At 60.9% G+C, this 17,232-nt stretch carries 14 protein-coding genes and 1 pseudogene; 11 read left to right on the forward strand and 4 right to left on the reverse strand.

Annotated features, from left to right (window positions below):
• Positions 1–62: 62 nt before the first annotated feature.
• On the reverse strand, positions 63–782 hold the full coding sequence (locus tag ACLB1Z_RS18380; protein ID WP_409561141.1) for a thermonuclease family protein: 720 nt from the start codon (positions 780–782) through the stop codon (positions 63–65).
• Positions 783–1,083: 301 nt separating this feature from the next.
• Between ACLB1Z_RS18380 and ACLB1Z_RS18385 the strand changes: the two genes are divergently transcribed.
• From ACLB1Z_RS18385 to ACLB1Z_RS18395, 3 genes are all read left to right on the forward strand, one after another.
• Positions 1,084–3,420: an AsmA family protein gene (locus tag ACLB1Z_RS18385; protein WP_409561142.1), complete on the forward strand. Its 2,337-nt coding sequence runs from the start codon at positions 1,084–1,086 to the stop codon at positions 3,418–3,420.
• A gap of 293 nt (positions 3,421–3,713) precedes the next feature.
• Positions 3,714–4,223 carry an S-adenosylmethionine decarboxylase family protein gene (locus ACLB1Z_RS18390; RefSeq protein ID WP_409563309.1) on the forward strand — a complete coding sequence of 170 codons (510 nt, stop codon included), beginning with the start codon at positions 3,714–3,716 and terminating at the stop codon, positions 4,221–4,223.
• A gap of 330 nt (positions 4,224–4,553) precedes the next feature.
• A complete protein-coding gene (locus tag ACLB1Z_RS18395) occupies positions 4,554–5,303 on the forward strand; it encodes a class I SAM-dependent methyltransferase (RefSeq protein WP_409561143.1) in 750 nt (249 codons plus the stop codon).
• A 20-nt stretch (positions 5,304–5,323) separates the two neighbouring features.
• On the opposite strand, the gene ACLB1Z_RS18400 is transcribed toward ACLB1Z_RS18395, so the two are convergent.
• Positions 5,324–6,775 (reverse strand): DHA2 family efflux MFS transporter permease subunit, encoded by a 1,452-nt coding sequence (locus ACLB1Z_RS18400; RefSeq protein WP_409561144.1) that lies wholly within the window; start codon positions 6,773–6,775, stop codon positions 5,324–5,326.
• 286 nt (positions 6,776–7,061) lie between these two features.
• On the opposite strand from ACLB1Z_RS18400, the gene ACLB1Z_RS18405 reads away from it, so the two are divergent.
• Both ACLB1Z_RS18405 and ACLB1Z_RS18410 read left to right on the forward strand, forming a co-directional pair.
• Complete coding sequence (locus tag ACLB1Z_RS18405) at positions 7,062–9,005, forward strand: acyl CoA:acetate/3-ketoacid CoA transferase (protein WP_409561145.1); 1,944 nt, start codon at positions 7,062–7,064, stop codon at positions 9,003–9,005.
• A gap of 231 nt (positions 9,006–9,236) precedes the next feature.
• Entirely contained in the window at positions 9,237–10,253 is a 1,017-nt protein-coding gene (locus ACLB1Z_RS18410; protein ID WP_409561146.1) for a S1C family serine protease, read from the forward strand.
• A gap of 54 nt (positions 10,254–10,307) precedes the next feature.
• On the opposite strand, the gene ACLB1Z_RS18415 is transcribed toward ACLB1Z_RS18410, so the two are convergent.
• Entirely contained in the window at positions 10,308–11,858 is a 1,551-nt protein-coding gene (locus ACLB1Z_RS18415; protein ID WP_409561147.1) for a P-loop NTPase, read from the reverse strand.
• A gap of 155 nt (positions 11,859–12,013) precedes the next feature.
• Between ACLB1Z_RS18415 and mobA the strand changes: the two genes are divergently transcribed.
• The 6 genes and pseudogenes from mobA to ACLB1Z_RS18445 all read left to right on the forward strand — a co-directional run bounded on the left by mobA (position 12,014) and on the right by ACLB1Z_RS18445 (position 16,895).
• A complete protein-coding gene (mobA, locus tag ACLB1Z_RS18420; RefSeq protein WP_409561148.1) occupies positions 12,014–12,646 on the forward strand; it encodes a molybdenum cofactor guanylyltransferase MobA in 633 nt (210 codons plus the stop codon).
• Positions 12,643–13,203 carry a molybdopterin-guanine dinucleotide biosynthesis protein B gene (gene mobB / locus ACLB1Z_RS18425; protein WP_013949657.1) on the forward strand — a complete coding sequence of 187 codons (561 nt, stop codon included), beginning with the start codon at positions 12,643–12,645 and terminating at the stop codon, positions 13,201–13,203. The genes mobA and mobB overlap by 4 nt, the downstream gene beginning before the upstream one ends.
• Before the next feature lie 243 nt (positions 13,204–13,446).
• Positions 13,447–14,472 (forward strand): GTP 3',8-cyclase MoaA, encoded by a 1,026-nt coding sequence (moaA, locus tag ACLB1Z_RS18430; protein ID WP_409561149.1) that lies wholly within the window; start codon positions 13,447–13,449, stop codon positions 14,470–14,472.
• Positions 14,473–14,643: 171 nt separating this feature from the next.
• A pseudogene (locus ACLB1Z_RS18435) lies at positions 14,644–15,018 on the forward strand (ATP-binding cassette domain-containing protein); the annotation flags it as partial.
• The gene (locus ACLB1Z_RS18440) at positions 15,007–15,336 is read left to right on the forward strand and encodes a hypothetical protein (RefSeq protein WP_409563310.1); all 330 of its coding nucleotides are present in this window, start codon (positions 15,007–15,009) and stop codon (positions 15,334–15,336) included. The pseudogene ACLB1Z_RS18435 and the gene ACLB1Z_RS18440, both read left to right, overlap by 12 nt.
• On the forward strand, positions 15,333–16,895 hold the full coding sequence (locus ACLB1Z_RS18445) for a permease (protein ID WP_409561150.1): 1,563 nt from the start codon (positions 15,333–15,335) through the stop codon (positions 16,893–16,895). The genes ACLB1Z_RS18440 and ACLB1Z_RS18445 overlap by 4 nt, the downstream gene beginning before the upstream one ends.
• On the opposite strand, the gene ACLB1Z_RS18450 is transcribed toward ACLB1Z_RS18445, so the two are convergent.
• The gene (locus ACLB1Z_RS18450; RefSeq protein ID WP_409561151.1) at positions 16,864–17,226 is read right to left on the reverse strand and encodes a response regulator; all 363 of its coding nucleotides are present in this window, start codon (positions 17,224–17,226) and stop codon (positions 16,864–16,866) included. The two genes, ACLB1Z_RS18445 and ACLB1Z_RS18450, sit on opposite strands and share 32 nt — an antisense overlap.
• Between the last annotated feature and the right edge of the window lie 6 nt (positions 17,227–17,232).

Consider the following 17,232-nt stretch of genomic DNA (forward strand, 5'->3'; position numbering starts at 1 on the left):
TTCTCGACGATCACTGCTCCCGCCGCTGCAAAGCGGCGGGATTTCTTTTGGACGCGCCGTTGCTAATTCGCCGAGGCTGGCCGCCATCCCGCTTCGATGGCTTCCTGCTCAGAACAGAACCAACGCTTGCCTTTGCCGGGTTCCATCTTGACCCGGTCGTACCAAGGATCCCACGGCATATGAAAGATGCGGCCGCGGGATGAGACGTTGCCCTTGATCGCGCAGCCTTTGGGCGCGCTCGTTTCGGCGACCTGCCATTCGTTGTGGCGGAAATCCCAAGGTGCTTCCGCGGCACCTTGCCAAACGCCGACCCTGGCGCTCCGCGCCTCCGTTTCGACGGCGACGTATCTTTTCGAGTAACGGACGAACGCCCAGGCAAGTCCGACGCGGACCATGGCCTCATCTATATCGACGCCATCCGCAAAGCAGGTCGCGAGCACGCGCCGATAACGATCGGTGCCTTTGCGTTCGCACATCAAGTCCCGATGTTCGGCGAGCTTGCGCAGCATCGCGGCGGCGGCAACGCCGCAGTTCCACGTCTCACCCGATGCTGTTTGGCACGTCTGCGCTATTTCAGGCGCGTCGATGCCTTCGAGACGGATGCGGGTCGCGCCAACATCGAGCGTGTCACCATCGACGACATGGCCGATACCCGAGACGATCGCGGGTTGGCCGTCGTCGCCGGGCAACGCATGCACGACGAGCGGAAACAGCGCGATAACGAGCGTCGCAACGCCAACGCTCGTACGCGAGGGGTGCCGGACAGGCGATTTAATGAACATTTGGCGAACATCGCGCTCGGCGGTGTCGCAACATGGGCGTCGTTATGGTGATTTCTTGCTGTTTCACGAGTCGATACAACCGCGCGAGGATGCTCATGAGACGGGAGCGTTCCGCCTCGGCCGTTGGACTTCGCAGCGTGTCGATGGAATGAAGGGCACGACTTCGACATCGCGGTGGGGAATCGCGCACAATGACGACAGACCCTGCGCCGCAGCCAGCGGCCCGCAAGTGACATAATTCGCCGCGATATTTCGCGTGCTTTGCGCGCGGCGCCCGAGGCCGACGACAACGAGGACTTGAATGACTTCCCAATATCCGCAGCCGCCCGCTCCGCCGCCGCTGCCGCCGTTTGCAGCCCAGCGGCCGGCGTTCGAGCGCGCGCCCCTCGGTTCAGGACCGCGCCGCGGACCACCGCCGCCGGGGAGCCCGCGCAAGCCGCCGCCACGCCGGCGCAGCGGCTTGCTCATGGGCATCGTCTATTTCCTTCTCGTCGTCCTGTTCGTCGGCGGAGCTGGCGTCGGCTATCTCGTGCTCAATCCGCCGAGCGACTTCATCCGACAGAAAATCACCGAGCAGGTAAAAGCGCGAACCGGCCGCGACCTCGTGATTGCTGGACCGGCGACATTTGCGTTCTTCCCCGAACTCGGCGTGTCGCTGCATGAAGTGTCGTTGTCGGCGCCTGCAGGAATGGACGGCACGCTGCTTCATGCCGAAGCGCTTCAGGTGAGCGTTGAGCCAATGTCGCTTCTGCAGCAGCGGCCGAAAATCAATGCCGTGACGCTTCGCCAACCGGTGTTCGACTTTCACGTCGACAAAAACGGACGGAACAACTGGAAATTCGCAACCAATCGCGCGCCGACGCAGGTCGCCGAGTTGCAGAGGGCGGGGACTCTGCGCGACGCAGGCGCTTTCGATGTCGCCGTCGCTGAGGTCGAGGGCAATTCGGTTGCCATTCCATCCGTCTCGAATGTGCAGCTCGATAACGTCCGCATCGAGGATGGAACGATCCGCTTCAGCGACGACCGAACTGGGCGTAAATCCCAGGTGTCAGGCATCAACGTGAAGCTCGGCTTGCCGTCGCTGGAAAGTCCGCTTGTTGCAAACGGCAATCTCGTCTGGCGCGACCAGCGTCTCGATTTCGATGGCAAAATCGAAAACGTGCGTGGCTTGCTGATGAACGCACCCGCACATCTCACATTCTCGACCTCGAACGGGCTGATCCATGCCTCCTATAGCGGCGACCTGACCGTTCAGGATGGCGCGATTCTCGACGGCCAAGTTTCGGCCAAGGCGGATTCCGCTCGCCAGCTTGCCGAATGGTTCGGTTCCAGACTGCCCCCCGTCACCGGCTTCGGGCCGCTGTCAATCGAAGGCAAGCTGCAGACGGCCGACAACGTCACTGAGTTTTCGAACGCGACGTTCGCGCTCGACGGCGAAACGGCGAAAGGCACGATCAAGGTGACGACGGGCGGTGCGAGGCCATTCGTTGAAGCGAACCTTGCGATTTCCGCGCTCGATCTCAATAAGTATCTAACGAACGCCGTCGTCGGCACGCTGGCGACTGAAAGTGCGAATGCTCCGGCCCATCCGGGACCGGCGGCCGCGCCTACCGCCGGCCCCGACGAGATTCAGAAGCTTCTGCAGAAGCAAGGCACCAAGGTTTACGGCGTCGAACAGCGCGCCGGCTGGTCAAGCGAGCGCCTCAACCTTACGCTCTTAGGCATTGCAGACGGTAAAGCGCGGCTTTCTGTGGGCAAGCTGCATTTCAAGAATATTTCGATCGGGCAGTCATCGGTCGATGTCACGGTCAACAATCGGGCGATGCAGGCGTCATTCAACGACGTTGCACTCTACGAAGGCCATGGTCGCGGCGTGCTGACGCTCAACGGTTCGGCCGATACGGCAAACATCGGCGCCAATTTCAATCTCGACAGCGTGTCGGCGCTGCCGTTCCTGAAGGATGCCGCCAACTTCGGCTGGGTGTCGGGCAACGCCAACGTCAAGCTGCAGCTCGCGGCGAACGGTGCCAGCCAGCTGCAATTGATCGAGAGCCTGAATGGCAACGCCGGGTTCCAGTTCTCGAACGGCTCCATCGTCGGCTTCAATCTGCCCGGCGCGCTGCGCGGACTGTCGCAGGGCAACCTCGGGGCGCTTAGGACGTCGCCGACGGAGAAAACGGATTTCAGCGCGCTGGCCGCGACGTTTACGGTTACGAATGGCGTCGCGCAGAACCAAGATCTGCAGCTTGTCAGTCCGCTTTTGCGAGCGACCGGCAGCGGCGTCATCCACATGCCGCAACGAACCGTCGACTATACCGTGAAGCCGAAGCTCATCGCGTCACTCGAAGGCCAAGGCGGCAATGCACAGGCCTCCGGCATTGAGGTCCCGGTAAGGATTACCGGGTCCTGGGATCATCCGAGCTATCATCCCGATCTCAACGGGGTGCTCGCCGACCCGAACAAGACGATGGATGCCATCAAGAACATCGGCAAAAAACTCAAAGGGAAGAATTCAGACGAGATCGTCGACTCTCTTTTTGGAAAGAAGGGCGACGAGGATCCGCAGACCGAAAAGACGAAGAAGAAAGCCAAGAAGCTGCTGAACCAATTATTCGGCAAGGCAGACGATCAAAATTAGCAGAAATTTCACGGCTGAGTTTCGCTTCGATGACAGTAAAAGCCATCGAGCGAGGCGTCACAAAACCGGTTGTTAAGCCGCTGGCGCTCCACGGCTAAAAAAAATTGGCGCAGGGCACAAAAAGCTCTTGCGTAGGGGGGGCATTGGCCTCATATGCACGCTCTCTCGTCTGTCCACCTGCCAACATGGTCGAGGTTTCCCAGAACCAATGAGGTAAGGAGCGGGCGGGTCAAACCTATCTGCTGGTTGGGGAGGGTCACATGGCCTTTAATGACACCCTCTTCCAATTGGGGATGGACTTGACTCGTTCAAGCACCGCCCAAGAGGAAGATCACGCGCGCGCTGAGTTCAACGCGGAAGTCGAGGACTCAATTGTGAGTCCGATTGCTGAGCTAAGCGTACCTAGTGCAGGGACTACGATCTTTATCGATCTCCATGGCGCCATGCGCCTCGGCGACCTCAAGTCGGCCGAGCGTGCGATGAAGCGTGCCGTCGAGAACTTGGGCCTCAAGCTCAAGAGCCTCCACCTTGACCGCGCCGCTGGCGGCGACGTGTCGGGTGTCGCGGTCTTGAGCTCCGGGCACCTGTCCTTGCAGGCTTGCTCGCGGACCGGCTTTGCCGCTGTCGATGCGCGCGGATGCGATGGGCTGACGCCGTCAAAGGCGCTGCTCGCGCTCGCGGGCGCTTTCGGAGCGCGCGAGGCTGTCATCCAGCGCAAGCGCGCGGCTTCGGTCGTTGAAATGCCGACCGTACGAGTCGTACGGCCCGCGCAGCGCCAGAAGGCCCAAGCGAAGGCGGCTTAAGAAGGACTCTTGTCTTTGCGCCGAGCGACTGCTTGTTGATTGCGCTTGGCGACTCCCCTGCGTGGAGCCGGCCGCCAAGCGCGGAAGCGGGCTGTCGGTGCTGCCGACTTCGCTGAAACTGACACTCTACCAGCAATAGGTTGCCGCGATCGGGTACGTCTCGATCGCGGCTTTTGGCGTACGCGGATGGTCCACTATAATCCTAATTAAGATCAAGTATGCTCGAAATGCTGTTTTGTGCTTCGTTAGCGAGACAGAAAACTTTCCAAGCTGTCGGCAACTAAATGTGAATTTGCGTTTTAGACCCGTTTGCGCTGAGGATTTGTTCAAATGGAAACTCTATATTCGCCAAAGTTTTATACTAATCAGCAGGCAGGTTCATTATCTTCGGCTGAGGTCGTCATTCCGATCGTGCTTAGTTTGTTTAAGGTGAACTCGGCGGTCGATATCGGATGTGGTGTCGGGGGGTGGCTAAAGACGTTGTCACAGCACGGCGTGAGCGACTACCAAGGGCTCGATGGCGATTATGTGAGCGCCGAGATGCTACAAATTCCGGCCGAGCATTTTACGCCCACCGATTTGTCACGCTCCTTTTCGCTTTCGCGCAAATATGATTTGGCGATTTCCCTGGAAGTTGCTGAGCACCTACCTGAGAGCAGTGCTGACGAATTCGTTGAATCAATCGTAAATGCTGCGCCGGTCGTTTTGTTCTCGGCTGCAATACCGCTGCAAGGCGGACTCAATCATATCAATGAGCAATGGCAGAGCTATTGGGCGTCGAAGTTTGCTACGCACGGATACGTTGCGATTGATTGCATTCGCCCCGCTATCTTCCAAGATCCCCGTGTTGCAAGCTGGTATAGGCAAAATATACTAATTTTCTGCGAGCCGGCTAAAGTCCCATCTTCTCTATCGCCCGTGACATCGGCTTATCAGTTAGATCGCGTCGATCACGGCCTTCTCGCGTATTTTCAAGACGGTTCGTCTCAACCAGGAAGCGGCAGGCAAGCCTTACAGAGCATAAAGCAAGCTGTACCCGTGCTCCTAAATGCGGCCCTTAAGAAAGTACGATTGGCTTAGCGGACAATGGTTTTTTCGGTCTAAGTCATATGTCCTTCGCGCTGGCGCGCGACTTCCTTGGCGGGCTCGGCGGCTTTCATGGCTTCTGTCGGCAGAAGCGATGCGCCCGCTCCGCGTGAGAGCCGGGAGAAGAATAGAATCGAAGACAGCGACACCAAGCCGATCAGGATGAAGACGGGCGGAAAATGCGCCGCGTCGATGGCACTCCCGCCGCGCAGATACTGCATGCCCTGAAGTCCCATCGCAGCAATGGTGACGCCGACCGAACCCGACAATTCTTGCAAGGCTGCGGCGAAACTCGTGGCGCGGCTCAGGCGCTCGGGCGGCACGTCGGCATAGGCCAGCGTGTTGACGCTCGTGAACTGCAGGGAGCGCGATAGGCCCCCGACGAGAAACAGCCCGACGATCAGCAGCGCGGGCGTGCTTGAAACAAACAGCGACGGCAGCGCGGCAAACAGGCTCGAGATGACTGCGTTCGCGAGCAGTACGCGCTTGAAGCCGTAACGCCGGATGATAGCCGCCGCCTGTGTCTTCATGAACATGGCGCCGATGCCGGTCGCGAAGGTCATCAGGCCAGACTGAAACGCGGTCATACCGAAGCCTGTCTGAAAGAGCAGCGGCAGCAGGAACGGTCCAGCGCCAAGCCCCGTGCGAAACAAGAAGCCGCCGACCACGCCCGCGCGATACGTTGGGATCGCAAGCAAACGAAGGTCGATGATCGGCTGGGGAACGCGGAATGCGTGCCAGACGTAGAGCCCCAGCAGCACGGCGCCTGAGAGCGTGATCAAAACCACCAGATCGCGATCGAGAAGGCCAAGCCCCATCAGGGTGACGCCCGTCAGGAACAGCGACAAACCGGGGCCGATCAGGAAGAAGCCGCGCATATCGAAGGTGCTGGGGGTGCTTTCGCGCGTGTCTGGAATCAGGCGCGTAACCAACACGATACCGACTAGCGCGACTGGGATGTTGATCCAGAAGATCCAGCGCCAGCTAAAGTAGGTCGTGAGGAAGCCGCCAAGCGGTGGACCGAGCACCGGACCAACGAGCGCCGGAACCGTGAGCCACGCAATCGCATTGATCATATCGGTCTTTGGAATTGTGCGGAGCACAATAAGCCTGCCGACCGGCGCCATCATCGCGCCGCCGATGCCTTGCACAACGCGCGCGACAACGAGCGAACCCAGATCCGACGACAATCCACAGGCAATAGAGCCGACGGAGAACACGACCATAGCCGCGCGGAAGACGTTTTTCGCTCCGAAGCGGTCGGCCATCCAGCCCGATGCCGGAATGAAAACCGCCAACGCCAGCAAATACGTGGTGACGGCGAGTTTGAGGTGAATGGGGTTGGAATTGAGATCTTTGGCGATCGCCGGCAACGACGTGGCAAGCACGGTCGCGTCCAGGTTCTCCATGAAGAGACCTGTCGCAACGACCAGAGGTATGAAATTGCGGCGAAAAAGTTCAGTCATGATGGGTTGTCTAGCAAGCGTACAAACGATTAACGCTGTCGCAATCCGGCGCGCGACTTATGCAGATCTCGATTGCAAATTGGGTGCGGCATATACCACCGCTGACCCTCGGATAGGCTGCCATTACCCCGTTGAGTGGTGCGGACCTAACAGAGCTAAGCTATGCGCGATCATCGGCCAGGCGCATAATCTGGTGTTCGACATAAAACAAACAACAGCGCGGGTTTCGCGAGGGCCGGACGAAGCCCTCCTTGATCCAAGGCTGTGACTTGGGGAAACGCATCGCATGGTTACCAACAAGGTCATGTCGGCTGACGAAGCCATCGCCCGCATCGGCGACAACGCCGTCGTCACGACAACGGGATTTGTTCAGAGCTGCATTCCGGAAGCGTTGCACGCGGCGCTCGAGAAGCGCTTTGTCGAAACCGGCGCGCCGCGCGACCTGACGTTGATTATGTGCGCCGGCGCCGGCGACAGCAAAGGCCTCGGCACCGGACGCCTGCACCACGACGGTCTTTTGAAACGCGTGATCGCCGCCAACTTCGGACGGATGCCGAAAGTTGCACAGGCGGCGCAGGACGACAAAATTCAGGGCTACAACCTGCCGCAAGGCGTGATCTCGAAGCTCTATCGCAGCTGCGCCTCGGGTAGCCCCGGCCTCTTCACGCGCGTTGGTCTGCACACATACGTCGATCCACGGCTCGGCGGCGGCAAGGTCAACACCAAGACGAAGGAAGATCTCGTCAAGCTCGTCGAAGTCGATGGCAAGGAGTGGCTGTTCTACAAAGCCACGCCGATCAACGTCGCCCTCATTCGCGCGACGAGCGCCGATCCGCTCGGAAACTTGAGCATGGAGCGCGAGGCGCTGACGCTCGACGTGCTGGCGCAGGCGATGGCCGCGCATAACAACGGCGGCATCGTCATCGCGCAGGTCGAACGTATCGTCGCGGAAGGTTCGATCAAGCCGAAGGACGTGAAGGTTCCAGGCATTCTCGTCGATTGCGTCGTCATCGCCGACCCGCCGGAGATGCACCGCATGAACTACGGCGTGATCTATGATCCAGGTCTTGCGGGCGAAGTGCGTGTGACCGTCGATAGCCTGCCGACGATGGAGTTGGACGAGCGCAAGATCATTGCGCGACGTGCATCCTTTGAACTGCCGCCGAACGGCGTCATCAATCTCGGTGTCGGCGCGCCGGACGGCGTTGCGAACGTCGCCAACGAAGAAAAGGTGACGCCCTACCTCGTCATGACGACGGAAGCGGGTGCCGTCGGCGGCGTCCTGGCGGGCGGATCTAGCTTCGGCTCATCGGCGAATGCGCATTCGATCCTCGACCAGAACCAGATGTTCGACTTCTATCATGGCGGCGGCTTGGACCTCACCTGCCTCGGCATGGCGGAATGCGACAGCATCGGCAACGTCAACACCAGCAAATTCGGCGGCAAGCTCAACGGCTGCGGCGGCTTCATCGACATTTCGCAGAACGCGCGCGCTGTGGTGTTTGCTGGCACGTTCACAGCCGGCGGTCTTAAAGTTGCAATCGAAGACGGCAAAGTTCGCATCCTGCAGGAAGGCCGCGCGAAGAAATTCGTAAAGCAGGTCGAGCAGGTGACGTTCTCGGGCAAATACGCGGCGCAGAAAGGCCAGCCCGTCATCTATGTCACCGAGCGGTGCGTGTTCCAACTCACCGAGCACGGGCTTGAACTGATCGAAGTGGCGCCCGGCATCGATATCGAGCGCGACATTCTCCCCAACATGGCGTTCAAGCCGCACATCCACAAACCGGTGACGATGAACCCGCGGATCTTCCTCGATCAGCCGATGGATCTGCTGGCAGACCTTTTGAACCAGCATCTGAAAGATCGCATTAGCTATGATGCGGGCCGCAACATCCTGAATATCGATCTGCGGGCGTGGAGCGTGCGCAAGAAAGCCGACGTCACCGATCTCAAGAAGGCGATCGTCGAGGCTTGCCAAGCGACCGGCAAGCGCGTCGATGCGATGATCAATCAGGATGGTTGCCGTATCGCCGAAGACCTGTACGACGACTATGCTGACATGGTGGCCTACGTCACCAAGAACCACTACGCGCGTTCCGCGCGCTATGCGACGAGCGCGGTCACGCGGCAAAAGCTGCAAGACGCGTTGCGGCGACGCGGGCTCAACACGCACGTTTTCGAGAATGCGGACGCGGCCTTCGAGTCACTCGAGCGCCAAGCCGCGGAATAGTTTTTGGGTGGCGCGGGCGGCTCTCCTTCGTCGAGCCGGCTTGCTTCAACTTCCGTTATGGCCGCGAAGGCAGCCATTCGACGATTCTCCATACCGTTCATGGTGATACTTGCATGGCTCCCAGCCTACGCCGGGATGACGGCTGCCTGCGGTGCCGCCGTTCCGCGTGGGACTTGATGTGATTAATGACAGTCGCCATCTATCCGCGACTTCATCCTCATCAGGTGCACCATGGAACACACCATTTTTCGAGTCTTCGATGACTCAGGCGTCGAGCGCCAAACCGCGCAGGCCGAAAGCGTGGCCCGCGATGACACAGCGCTCATGGACGCTTACAGCAACGCGGTCGTCGACGTCGTCGATGCGGTGTCGCCTGCCGTCGTCCATGTGCAAGTGAAAAGCACGCGCGGCGGACGTAGCGGACAGGGCTCCGGCAGCGGCGTCATCGTTTCGCCCGACGGGCTCATCCTCACGAACAATCACGTCATCGACGGCGCACAATCAATCACGCTCGCGCAGGGCGATGGTCAGCATTTCGGTGCGCGCCTCGTCGGGCGCGATCCCGATACGGATATTGCCGTGCTGCGGGCCGAGACGACGGAGCGACTGAAGTTCGCAAAGCTCGCGGATTCCAAGAAGCTGCGTCCGGGTCAGCTCGCGATTGCAATCGGCAATCCGCTCGGTTTTCAATCGACGGTGACGGCCGGCATCATCAGTGCGGTTGGACGATCGCTGCGCGCCGAGAACGGCCGCTTGATCGACGACGTCATCCAGACGGATGCGGCGCTGAACCCTGGCAACTCCGGAGGCCCGCTCGTCAATTCGTCGGGGCATGTGATCGGCATCAACACCGCGACGATCATGGGCGCGCAGGGGCTTTGCTTCGCCGTTGCGTCGAACACGGCCGAATATGTGCTGACGCAGATCCTCAGTCACGGTCGCGTGCGGCGGGGTGTGATGGGCATCGTCGCAGAACATGTCGTGCTGCCACAGCGCATTCGGCACGCGCTGCATCTGACGCAAGCGGGCGCCATCGGCATTCGCAGCGTTCAGGCGAATGGACCCGCAGACGCCGCGGGGCTGAAGGCGGGCGATATCATGATTGCGCTCGACGGCGTCGCGATTGCGGGTGTCGATGAAGTTTCGCGTGTGCTCGATGCGGGGCGCATCAAGCAGAAGGTCATTGCGACCGTGCTTCGCGCTGGCGAGAAGCTTGAGTATGCGATCGTGCCGGAGGAGCGGAGCTAGTTTTTTGTTGGCGCAGGCGACTCTCCTTCGTCGAGCCGGCCGCCTGCGCTTTACTTATTCCCGTGTCAGGCCTTTGGCGGAGAGTTCTTCGAGGTATTGGCCCCAGCGCTGGTCTTTCTCGCGGCCGATGAGGTGGAGATAACCCCACGTATAGAGGCCGGTGTTGTGGCCGTCATCGAAAGCGAGCCGCGTGGCGTAATTGCCGACGGCATTCATGCCTGTGAGCTTGACGTTCTTCTTGCGCGGGACGGTGATGCGCTGCGACGGCGAATGGCCCTGCACTTCCGCCGACGGGCTGACGACGCGAAGGAATTCGGCGGGCAATTCGAACGTGCGGCCGTCCGGGAAGGCGGCTTTCAACACCTTACCGCCATCGATAATTTCGAGCACGGGCGGCGGCGTCAGCGTACCTTTGGCGCGCTCGACCTCGCTCCATGTGCGTGCGGCGATGTCACGGAAAATCGCTGCGTATTGGCTTTCCGGCGCGGCGACCGTGACGGGCTTGCCGCTGTCGGACGTCTCGCGGATTTCCATGTGCAGGGGTACTTCACCGAGGAACGGGACGCCGAGCTTCTTTGCCTCGTCGTGCGCGCCGCCGTGGCCGAAGACGTCGGACCGCTCGCCGCACTTCGGACAGAGGAAGTAGCTCATATTCTCGACGATGCCGAGGATCGGGACCTCAACGCGCTTGAACATGGCGATGCCCTTGCGGGCGTCGATCAATGCCAGGTCCTGCGGCGTGGAAACGACAACGGCGCCAGACAGCGGCACGCTTTGCGAGATCGTCAATTGCACGTCGCCGGTGCCAGGCGGCATGTCGATGATGAGCACATCAAGATCGCCCGTCGTGCCGGCCCAGTCGGTTTCGCGCAGCATCTGGCTCAGCGCCGAGACGACCATAGGTCCTCGCCAGACGACAGGGGTGCCTTCGTCAACGAGGAAGCCCATCGACATGACTTTCAGGCCCCAGCCTTCGAGCGGCGTGATGGTCTTGCCGTTTGCGACCTTGGGCTTGCCAGTGATGCCAAGCAGGCGCGGTTGCGATGGGCCGTAGATGTCGGCGTCGACGATGCCGACTTTCAAACCAATCGCCTGCAGCCCGAGCGCGAGATTGACGGCGACCGTCGATTTGCCGACGCCACCCTTGCCGGAGGCGACCGCGACGACGTGCTTCACGCCCGGAATGGCTTGTGCTTTGGCAGCGGGCTGAGCCGCGGCTGCGGCCTGGCGCGGTCCGGCGCCATCCCCTGTTGCGCCTTTCGCACGCGCCGCCTGGACGCGCGGGTGCTCGGGCCGCGGACCCGATACGGCTTTCACCGGGCCGCCAGCAACGCGCGTGTCTCTTGATTGGCCAGCGGCGGCGTCAGCAGTCAGAACGGCTGTGACGCCCGAGACGCCGCCGATCTCGGAAACGACCTTCTCGGCAGCAAGGCGTAGCTGCTCCAGCTCTTCCGCGCGGCTCGCCGGAATCGTGATCGAAAAATACGGATGATCGTCCTTGATGAAGATCTCGGACACGAGGCCGAGGTCCACGATGTTGCTTTCAAGGTCTGGGCCTTTGACCCGACGCAGGGCATTGAGCACCTGTGTCTTATCGACTGGCATGAGCGTCTCCCGGAGGCGCCGAAGCGACGGCGCATTTTATCTGGGCGATATAAGTCGCGCCGCGGCCGGTGGGAAGCGCCTCGCGCGTCTGATTGCTAGCAAAGCCCGGAATTCGGCGGGTTGCGGTGCCTGCGAAGCCAGCCTAATCGTGTCGCATGGTGGCGAGTGATCACATTCTTGGCGTCATCCTGGCGGGCGGACGGTCGCGGCGCTTCGGCGGCGGCGACAAGATGCTTGCCGAGATTGACGGGAAATCCATCCTTGCGCGCGTGATTTCGCGGTTTCGGCCGCAGGTCGGGCGGCTGGTCTTAAGCATCAACGGCGATGCGCAGCGATTCGCCGACTTCGGGGTCGAAACGATCACCGATGATGAAAGCCCGGAGCTTGGGCCGTTGAGCGGCATCCTTGCGGCCATGAATTGGGCCAAGGTGCATGCGCCGGGCATTACCCTAATCGCGACTGTGTCATCGGATGTTCCGTTCCTGCCCGACGACCTCATCACCCGCCTCGACGCGGCCCGTCATGAGGACCAGAGCGTTGCAATTGCTGAAACGGCGGGGCGGCGTCATCCGACCATCGGGCTATGGCCCCTGAAAAGACGGTCTGACGTAGCCAATGCCCTTGCCCGGCGGGCATTGAGCGTCAACCGGCTGGCGGCCGATCTCGATGCTGTTGCAGTGATCTTTCCGATGCGCGACAGTGATGGCGATGAGATCGATCCGTTCTTCAACGTCAATACTCGTGACGATCTCGATGCTGCCCGTGTGCTCGCGCAAAAAAAAGGATGACCGTTTTGGGCAAAGCCTTTCTCTCGCACGCCACTCTGCCGCTGTTCGGGATTGCCGGCTGGTCGAATTCCGGCAAGACAACACTGATCGAAAAGCTCGCCACGCATTTTTCCGGCGAAGGGCTGCGGGTGGCAACGATCAAGCACACACACCACAAATTCGATATCGACGCACCGGGGAGCGACACCGAACGACATCGTTCGGCAGGCGCTGCTGAAACCGCGATCGTCTCGGGCTCTCGCGTGGCTTTCATCGAGGAAATCGACCGGGCGGGCGAGCCGACGCTCGAAGAAATTGCCGCGCGGCTGCGTCCGGCGGACATTATCCTGGTCGAGGGCTACAAGTCGGCGCACATCCCTAAAATCGAGGTTCGGAGGGCGGCGGTCGCGGCCGAAAAGCTGTTATCGACGACCGATCCACTGGTCGTCGCCATCGCGGCGGATCACGAGGTCGATGCGCACGGCAAGCCGGTGTTCGATCTTAACGATATCGATAATATCGCGGCCCTGATCGTCAGGACCGTGGGGCCGTTCAACCCTGTCCGCCAGCTGGCCTAGTGGCCGCTGAAGTGGGAAAAGACGTTGAGGAGCTGGTCTCCCAGCACCGTCAAGGCGATGAGCCAAAATACCGAGGCCACAACCGCCCCCAATACGAAATAACCCGCCGGACTTTTCATCGATTTTTCCTCCCCTCAGCCGATTTTTTTCTACAATACGGGAAAATGTGACGCGAGAGCTTCGCTTGTCCTTGACGGGCTAAGGCACGATATACGAACTCAAGGCCTTTACGGGAGAATGTTCATGCAGGGCGCAACCGCCCAGAACGCCGAAACGCCCCTCGTCGACCCCTTTGGGCGGTCGATCGAGTATTTGCGCGTCTCGGTGACAGACCGCTGCGATTTTCGCTGCGTCTATTGCATGACCGAGCATATGACATTCCTTCCAAAGAAGGATCTGCTGTCGCTCGAAGAACTCGACCGGGTTTGCGCGGCCTTCGTCCGGCGCGGCGTGCGCAAGCTCCGGATTACCGGCGGCGAACCTCTTGTGCGGCGCAACATCTTGTGGCTGTTCCGGTCGCTCGGCCGCCATCTCGAGAGCGGTGCGCTCGATGAGCTGACGTTAACGACGAATGGCAGCCAACTCGAAAAGCATGCCACCGATCTTTATTCCGCTGGCGTCCGCCGGATCAACGTCTCACTCGACACGCTCGATCCTGAGAAGTTCAGGACGGTCACGCGTTGGGGCGATCTTTCGACCGTGCTGCGCGGTGTCGATGCGGCGGAGGCCGCAGGCATCCAGGTGAAGTTCAATGCCGTGGCGCTGAAGGGCATCAATGAAGATGAGATCGAAGACCTCATTCGCTTCGCGCATGGCCGCGGCGCCGACCTGACGCTGATCGAGACGATGCCGCTCGGCGACATCGGCGAAGACCGCACGCATCAGTATCTGCCGTTGTCGCTCGTCCGTGCGCGGCTCATGGACCGGCTGACACTGGAAGACAATCCGTATCGCACCGGCGGCCCGGCGCGTTACGTGACGGTGAAGGAAACCGGCGGCCGTCTGGGCTTCATTACGCCGCTGACGCACAATTTCTGCGAAAGCTGCAATCGCGTGCGCCTGACGTGCACCGGCCAACTCTACATGTGTCTCGGTCAGGAAGACGACGCCGATCTCCGAGCACCGCTACGAGCTTCTTCTGACGATACTCTGCTTGATGCGGCGATTGTCGAAGCGATCTCGCGCAAACCGCGTGGCCACGACTTCATCATCGACCGGCGCACCAAACAGCCCGCCGTCAGCCGGCACATGAGCGTCACGGGCGGCTAAGTCCGGCTGCGTCGCCGCGCCCCGGTCTGCCTTCACTCTTACTCAATCACATTGCTTTAGCGTCCAAAGCGGTAGGTCCGGTTTTACCGATCGTTAAAGTTGTGCGTATCGACGATGAGCGAAGCTGCTGCACTCGAAATCCGCGGTTTGACCAAGTCATTCACGCATAAGGCGGTCGACGACCTTTCGCTTTCCATCAGGCGCGGCGAATTCTACGCCCTTCTCGGCCCCAATGGCGCCGGCAAGACGACGACGCTGCGCATGGTGGCGGGACTGCTGCGGCCGGATGGCGGGTCGATCGAGATCCTCGGCATCGACGCACTCAACGATCCGGTCGCGGCGAAAGCCGTTACCGCCTGGGTGCCGGACGAGCCGCTGGTCTACGACAAGCTCGACCCGATCGAATATCTCGAATTCATCGCCGGGCTCTGGGGTATGGACGAAGCCAAGGCAGCCGAGCGCGCCGAGCATCTGATCGACCTCTTGGATCTTGAAACGCAGGCACGCACGCGCTGCCAGGGGCTTTCGAAAGGCATGCGCCAAAAGGTGGCGCTTGCAGGCGCACTCATTCACGAGCCGAGCCTGATCATTCTTGACGAGCCGTTGACCGGGCTCGATGCGGGTTCGGCGCGCAGGGTCAAGACCGTGCTCAGAGAGCATGTCGCCAACGGCGCGACCGTCGTGATGACGACGCACATCCTCGAAGTCGCCGAGCGTATGGCCGAACGGATCGGCGTGATCGCGCGCGGCCGTCTCGTCGCGGAAGGAACGCTCGATGAGCTGCGGGCGCGCGCCGGGCGCCAAGACAGCAATTTAGAAGATATTTTCCTGACGCTCGTCGCCGACGAGAGCGCAGCCGCATGACCGTCGCAAGCGTCTCATGGTTCGCACGCCACGAATTCAGGTTGGCGTGGCGGGACATCGCGCAGATGCTCGCAGGAGGCCGGACCCGGCGCGAACGCACGCTGCTTGCCGGCGTGGTCGTTATCATCGCGGCCTTGCACGTGCTTGCTTATATCGTTCTGTCGCATGTGCTCACGGGTGCCGATCTCGCCAGCAAGAGCACGCTCATTACGCTTACGGCGTCGATCCTATTGACGTTTTCGATGATGCTGTCTCAGGCGGTCGAGCAGGTGACGCGAGCATTTTATGCGCGCTCCGATCTCGATCTCATTTTGTCGTCGCCCGCATCGTCGCGAAACCTGTTTGCTGTGCGCATATGTTCGATCGCGATCACCGGCGCGATTATGACGGCAGCGATGATTGCGCCCGCGATCAACGTTGCCGCCTGGATCGGCGGCCCGCGGTGGCTTTCGGCTTATGCCGTGATCGCCGGATTGAGCGCCTTCGCAACAGGCCTCGCCGTGCTCGTCACACTCGGCCTTTTTCGAGTTGCAGGAGCGCAAAAGACGCGCTTCATCGCGCAGATCATTGCAGCGGTCGTCGGCGCGACGCTTTTGATCGGCTTGCAAGCTGCGGCTGTTTTCGCCTACGGCCGGTTATCGCGCTTCTCAGTGCTGAACTCCGAGGCCGTGAGCCGCGCCGCTCCCGCGCTCGACAATCTCATCTGGATGCCGGCCAGGGCCGCGCTCGGAGACGTCAACGCTGCGGTTGCCATCATCGCGGCGGGGGCCGCATTCCTGGCGCTCGTCATCATTGTTTTCTCGCCGCAATTCAGCGCGAACGCGATTGCGGCTTCAGGCGTCAGCACGGATCAGAGCGAACGCCGATCAAGCCGAAAGTCATTCCGCGCCGCTTCGAGCGTCAGCGCCCTTCGGCGCAAGGAACTCATTCTGCTGGCGCGGGATCCTTGGCTGTTATCGCAGACGCTGATGCAGGTCCTCTATCTCATTCCCCCGGCGCTTCTTCTTTGGCGCGACATGGGCACAGACACGCACGGCGCGGTCATTCTTGCGCCGGTCCTGGTCATGGCGTTCGGCCAGCTTTCGGGTGGCCTCGCGTGGCTGACCATCTCGGGCGAAGACGCGCCTGACCTCATCGCAACAGCGCCGGTTGTTTCGACCACGGCGATCCGCGCCAAAATCGAAGCGGTGCTCCTCGTCATCGGCTGCGTCGCAGTGCCGTTCGTTCTCGGCATGGCGTATCTGTCGCTATCCGGCGCCGTTGCGACGGCGGCAGCCATCACGGCAGCCAGCGTTTCGGCAATCGTCATCCAGCTCTGGTTCAAGAGCACAGCTCGGCGCGCCCAGTTCCGCCGCCGTCAGACGGCAACCAAGATCGCGACGTTTTCGGAAGCGTTTTCGTCGGTGTTCTGGGCGGCAGCCGCGGGCCTTGCTGCGGCTTCGTCGTGGTTCGCCCTGGCGTTTGTTATGCTCGCGCTGGCGACACTTTGGCTGACGCGACTGGTCAAGCCGCAGGGCGATAGACTTCTCAGCTCAGGACTGTCCGGACGATCTGCTTGATCTGATCGAGCGTGAACGGCTTCGTGATCGACAGCAGCTTGCGTGCGCGCAGGCGTGCGGCGCGTTCCAGCTGATCGGAAAAGCCAGACATCAGGACGATGGCGAGGCTCGGTTTCAGCGCCAATGCCTGTTCGGCCAGCGATATGCCATCGAGCTGAGGCATATCGACGTCGGAGATCAGGATATCGATGCCCGACGCCGAGGTTCCGAGAATATCGAGCGCCTCCAGACCGTCTTGCGTGACTTGCACCTTATGACCGTCGGACGTCAGCGCGCGGCGAACGAGGTCCCGCACAGCCGCATCGTCGTCAGCAAGCAGGATCGTTGCCATGCCGCC

The sequence above is a fragment of the Hyphomicrobium sp. MC8b genome, from assembly GCF_905067615.1.
In the GTDB taxonomy this organism is placed as follows: Bacteria; Pseudomonadota; Alphaproteobacteria; order Rhizobiales; family Hyphomicrobiaceae; genus Hyphomicrobium_B.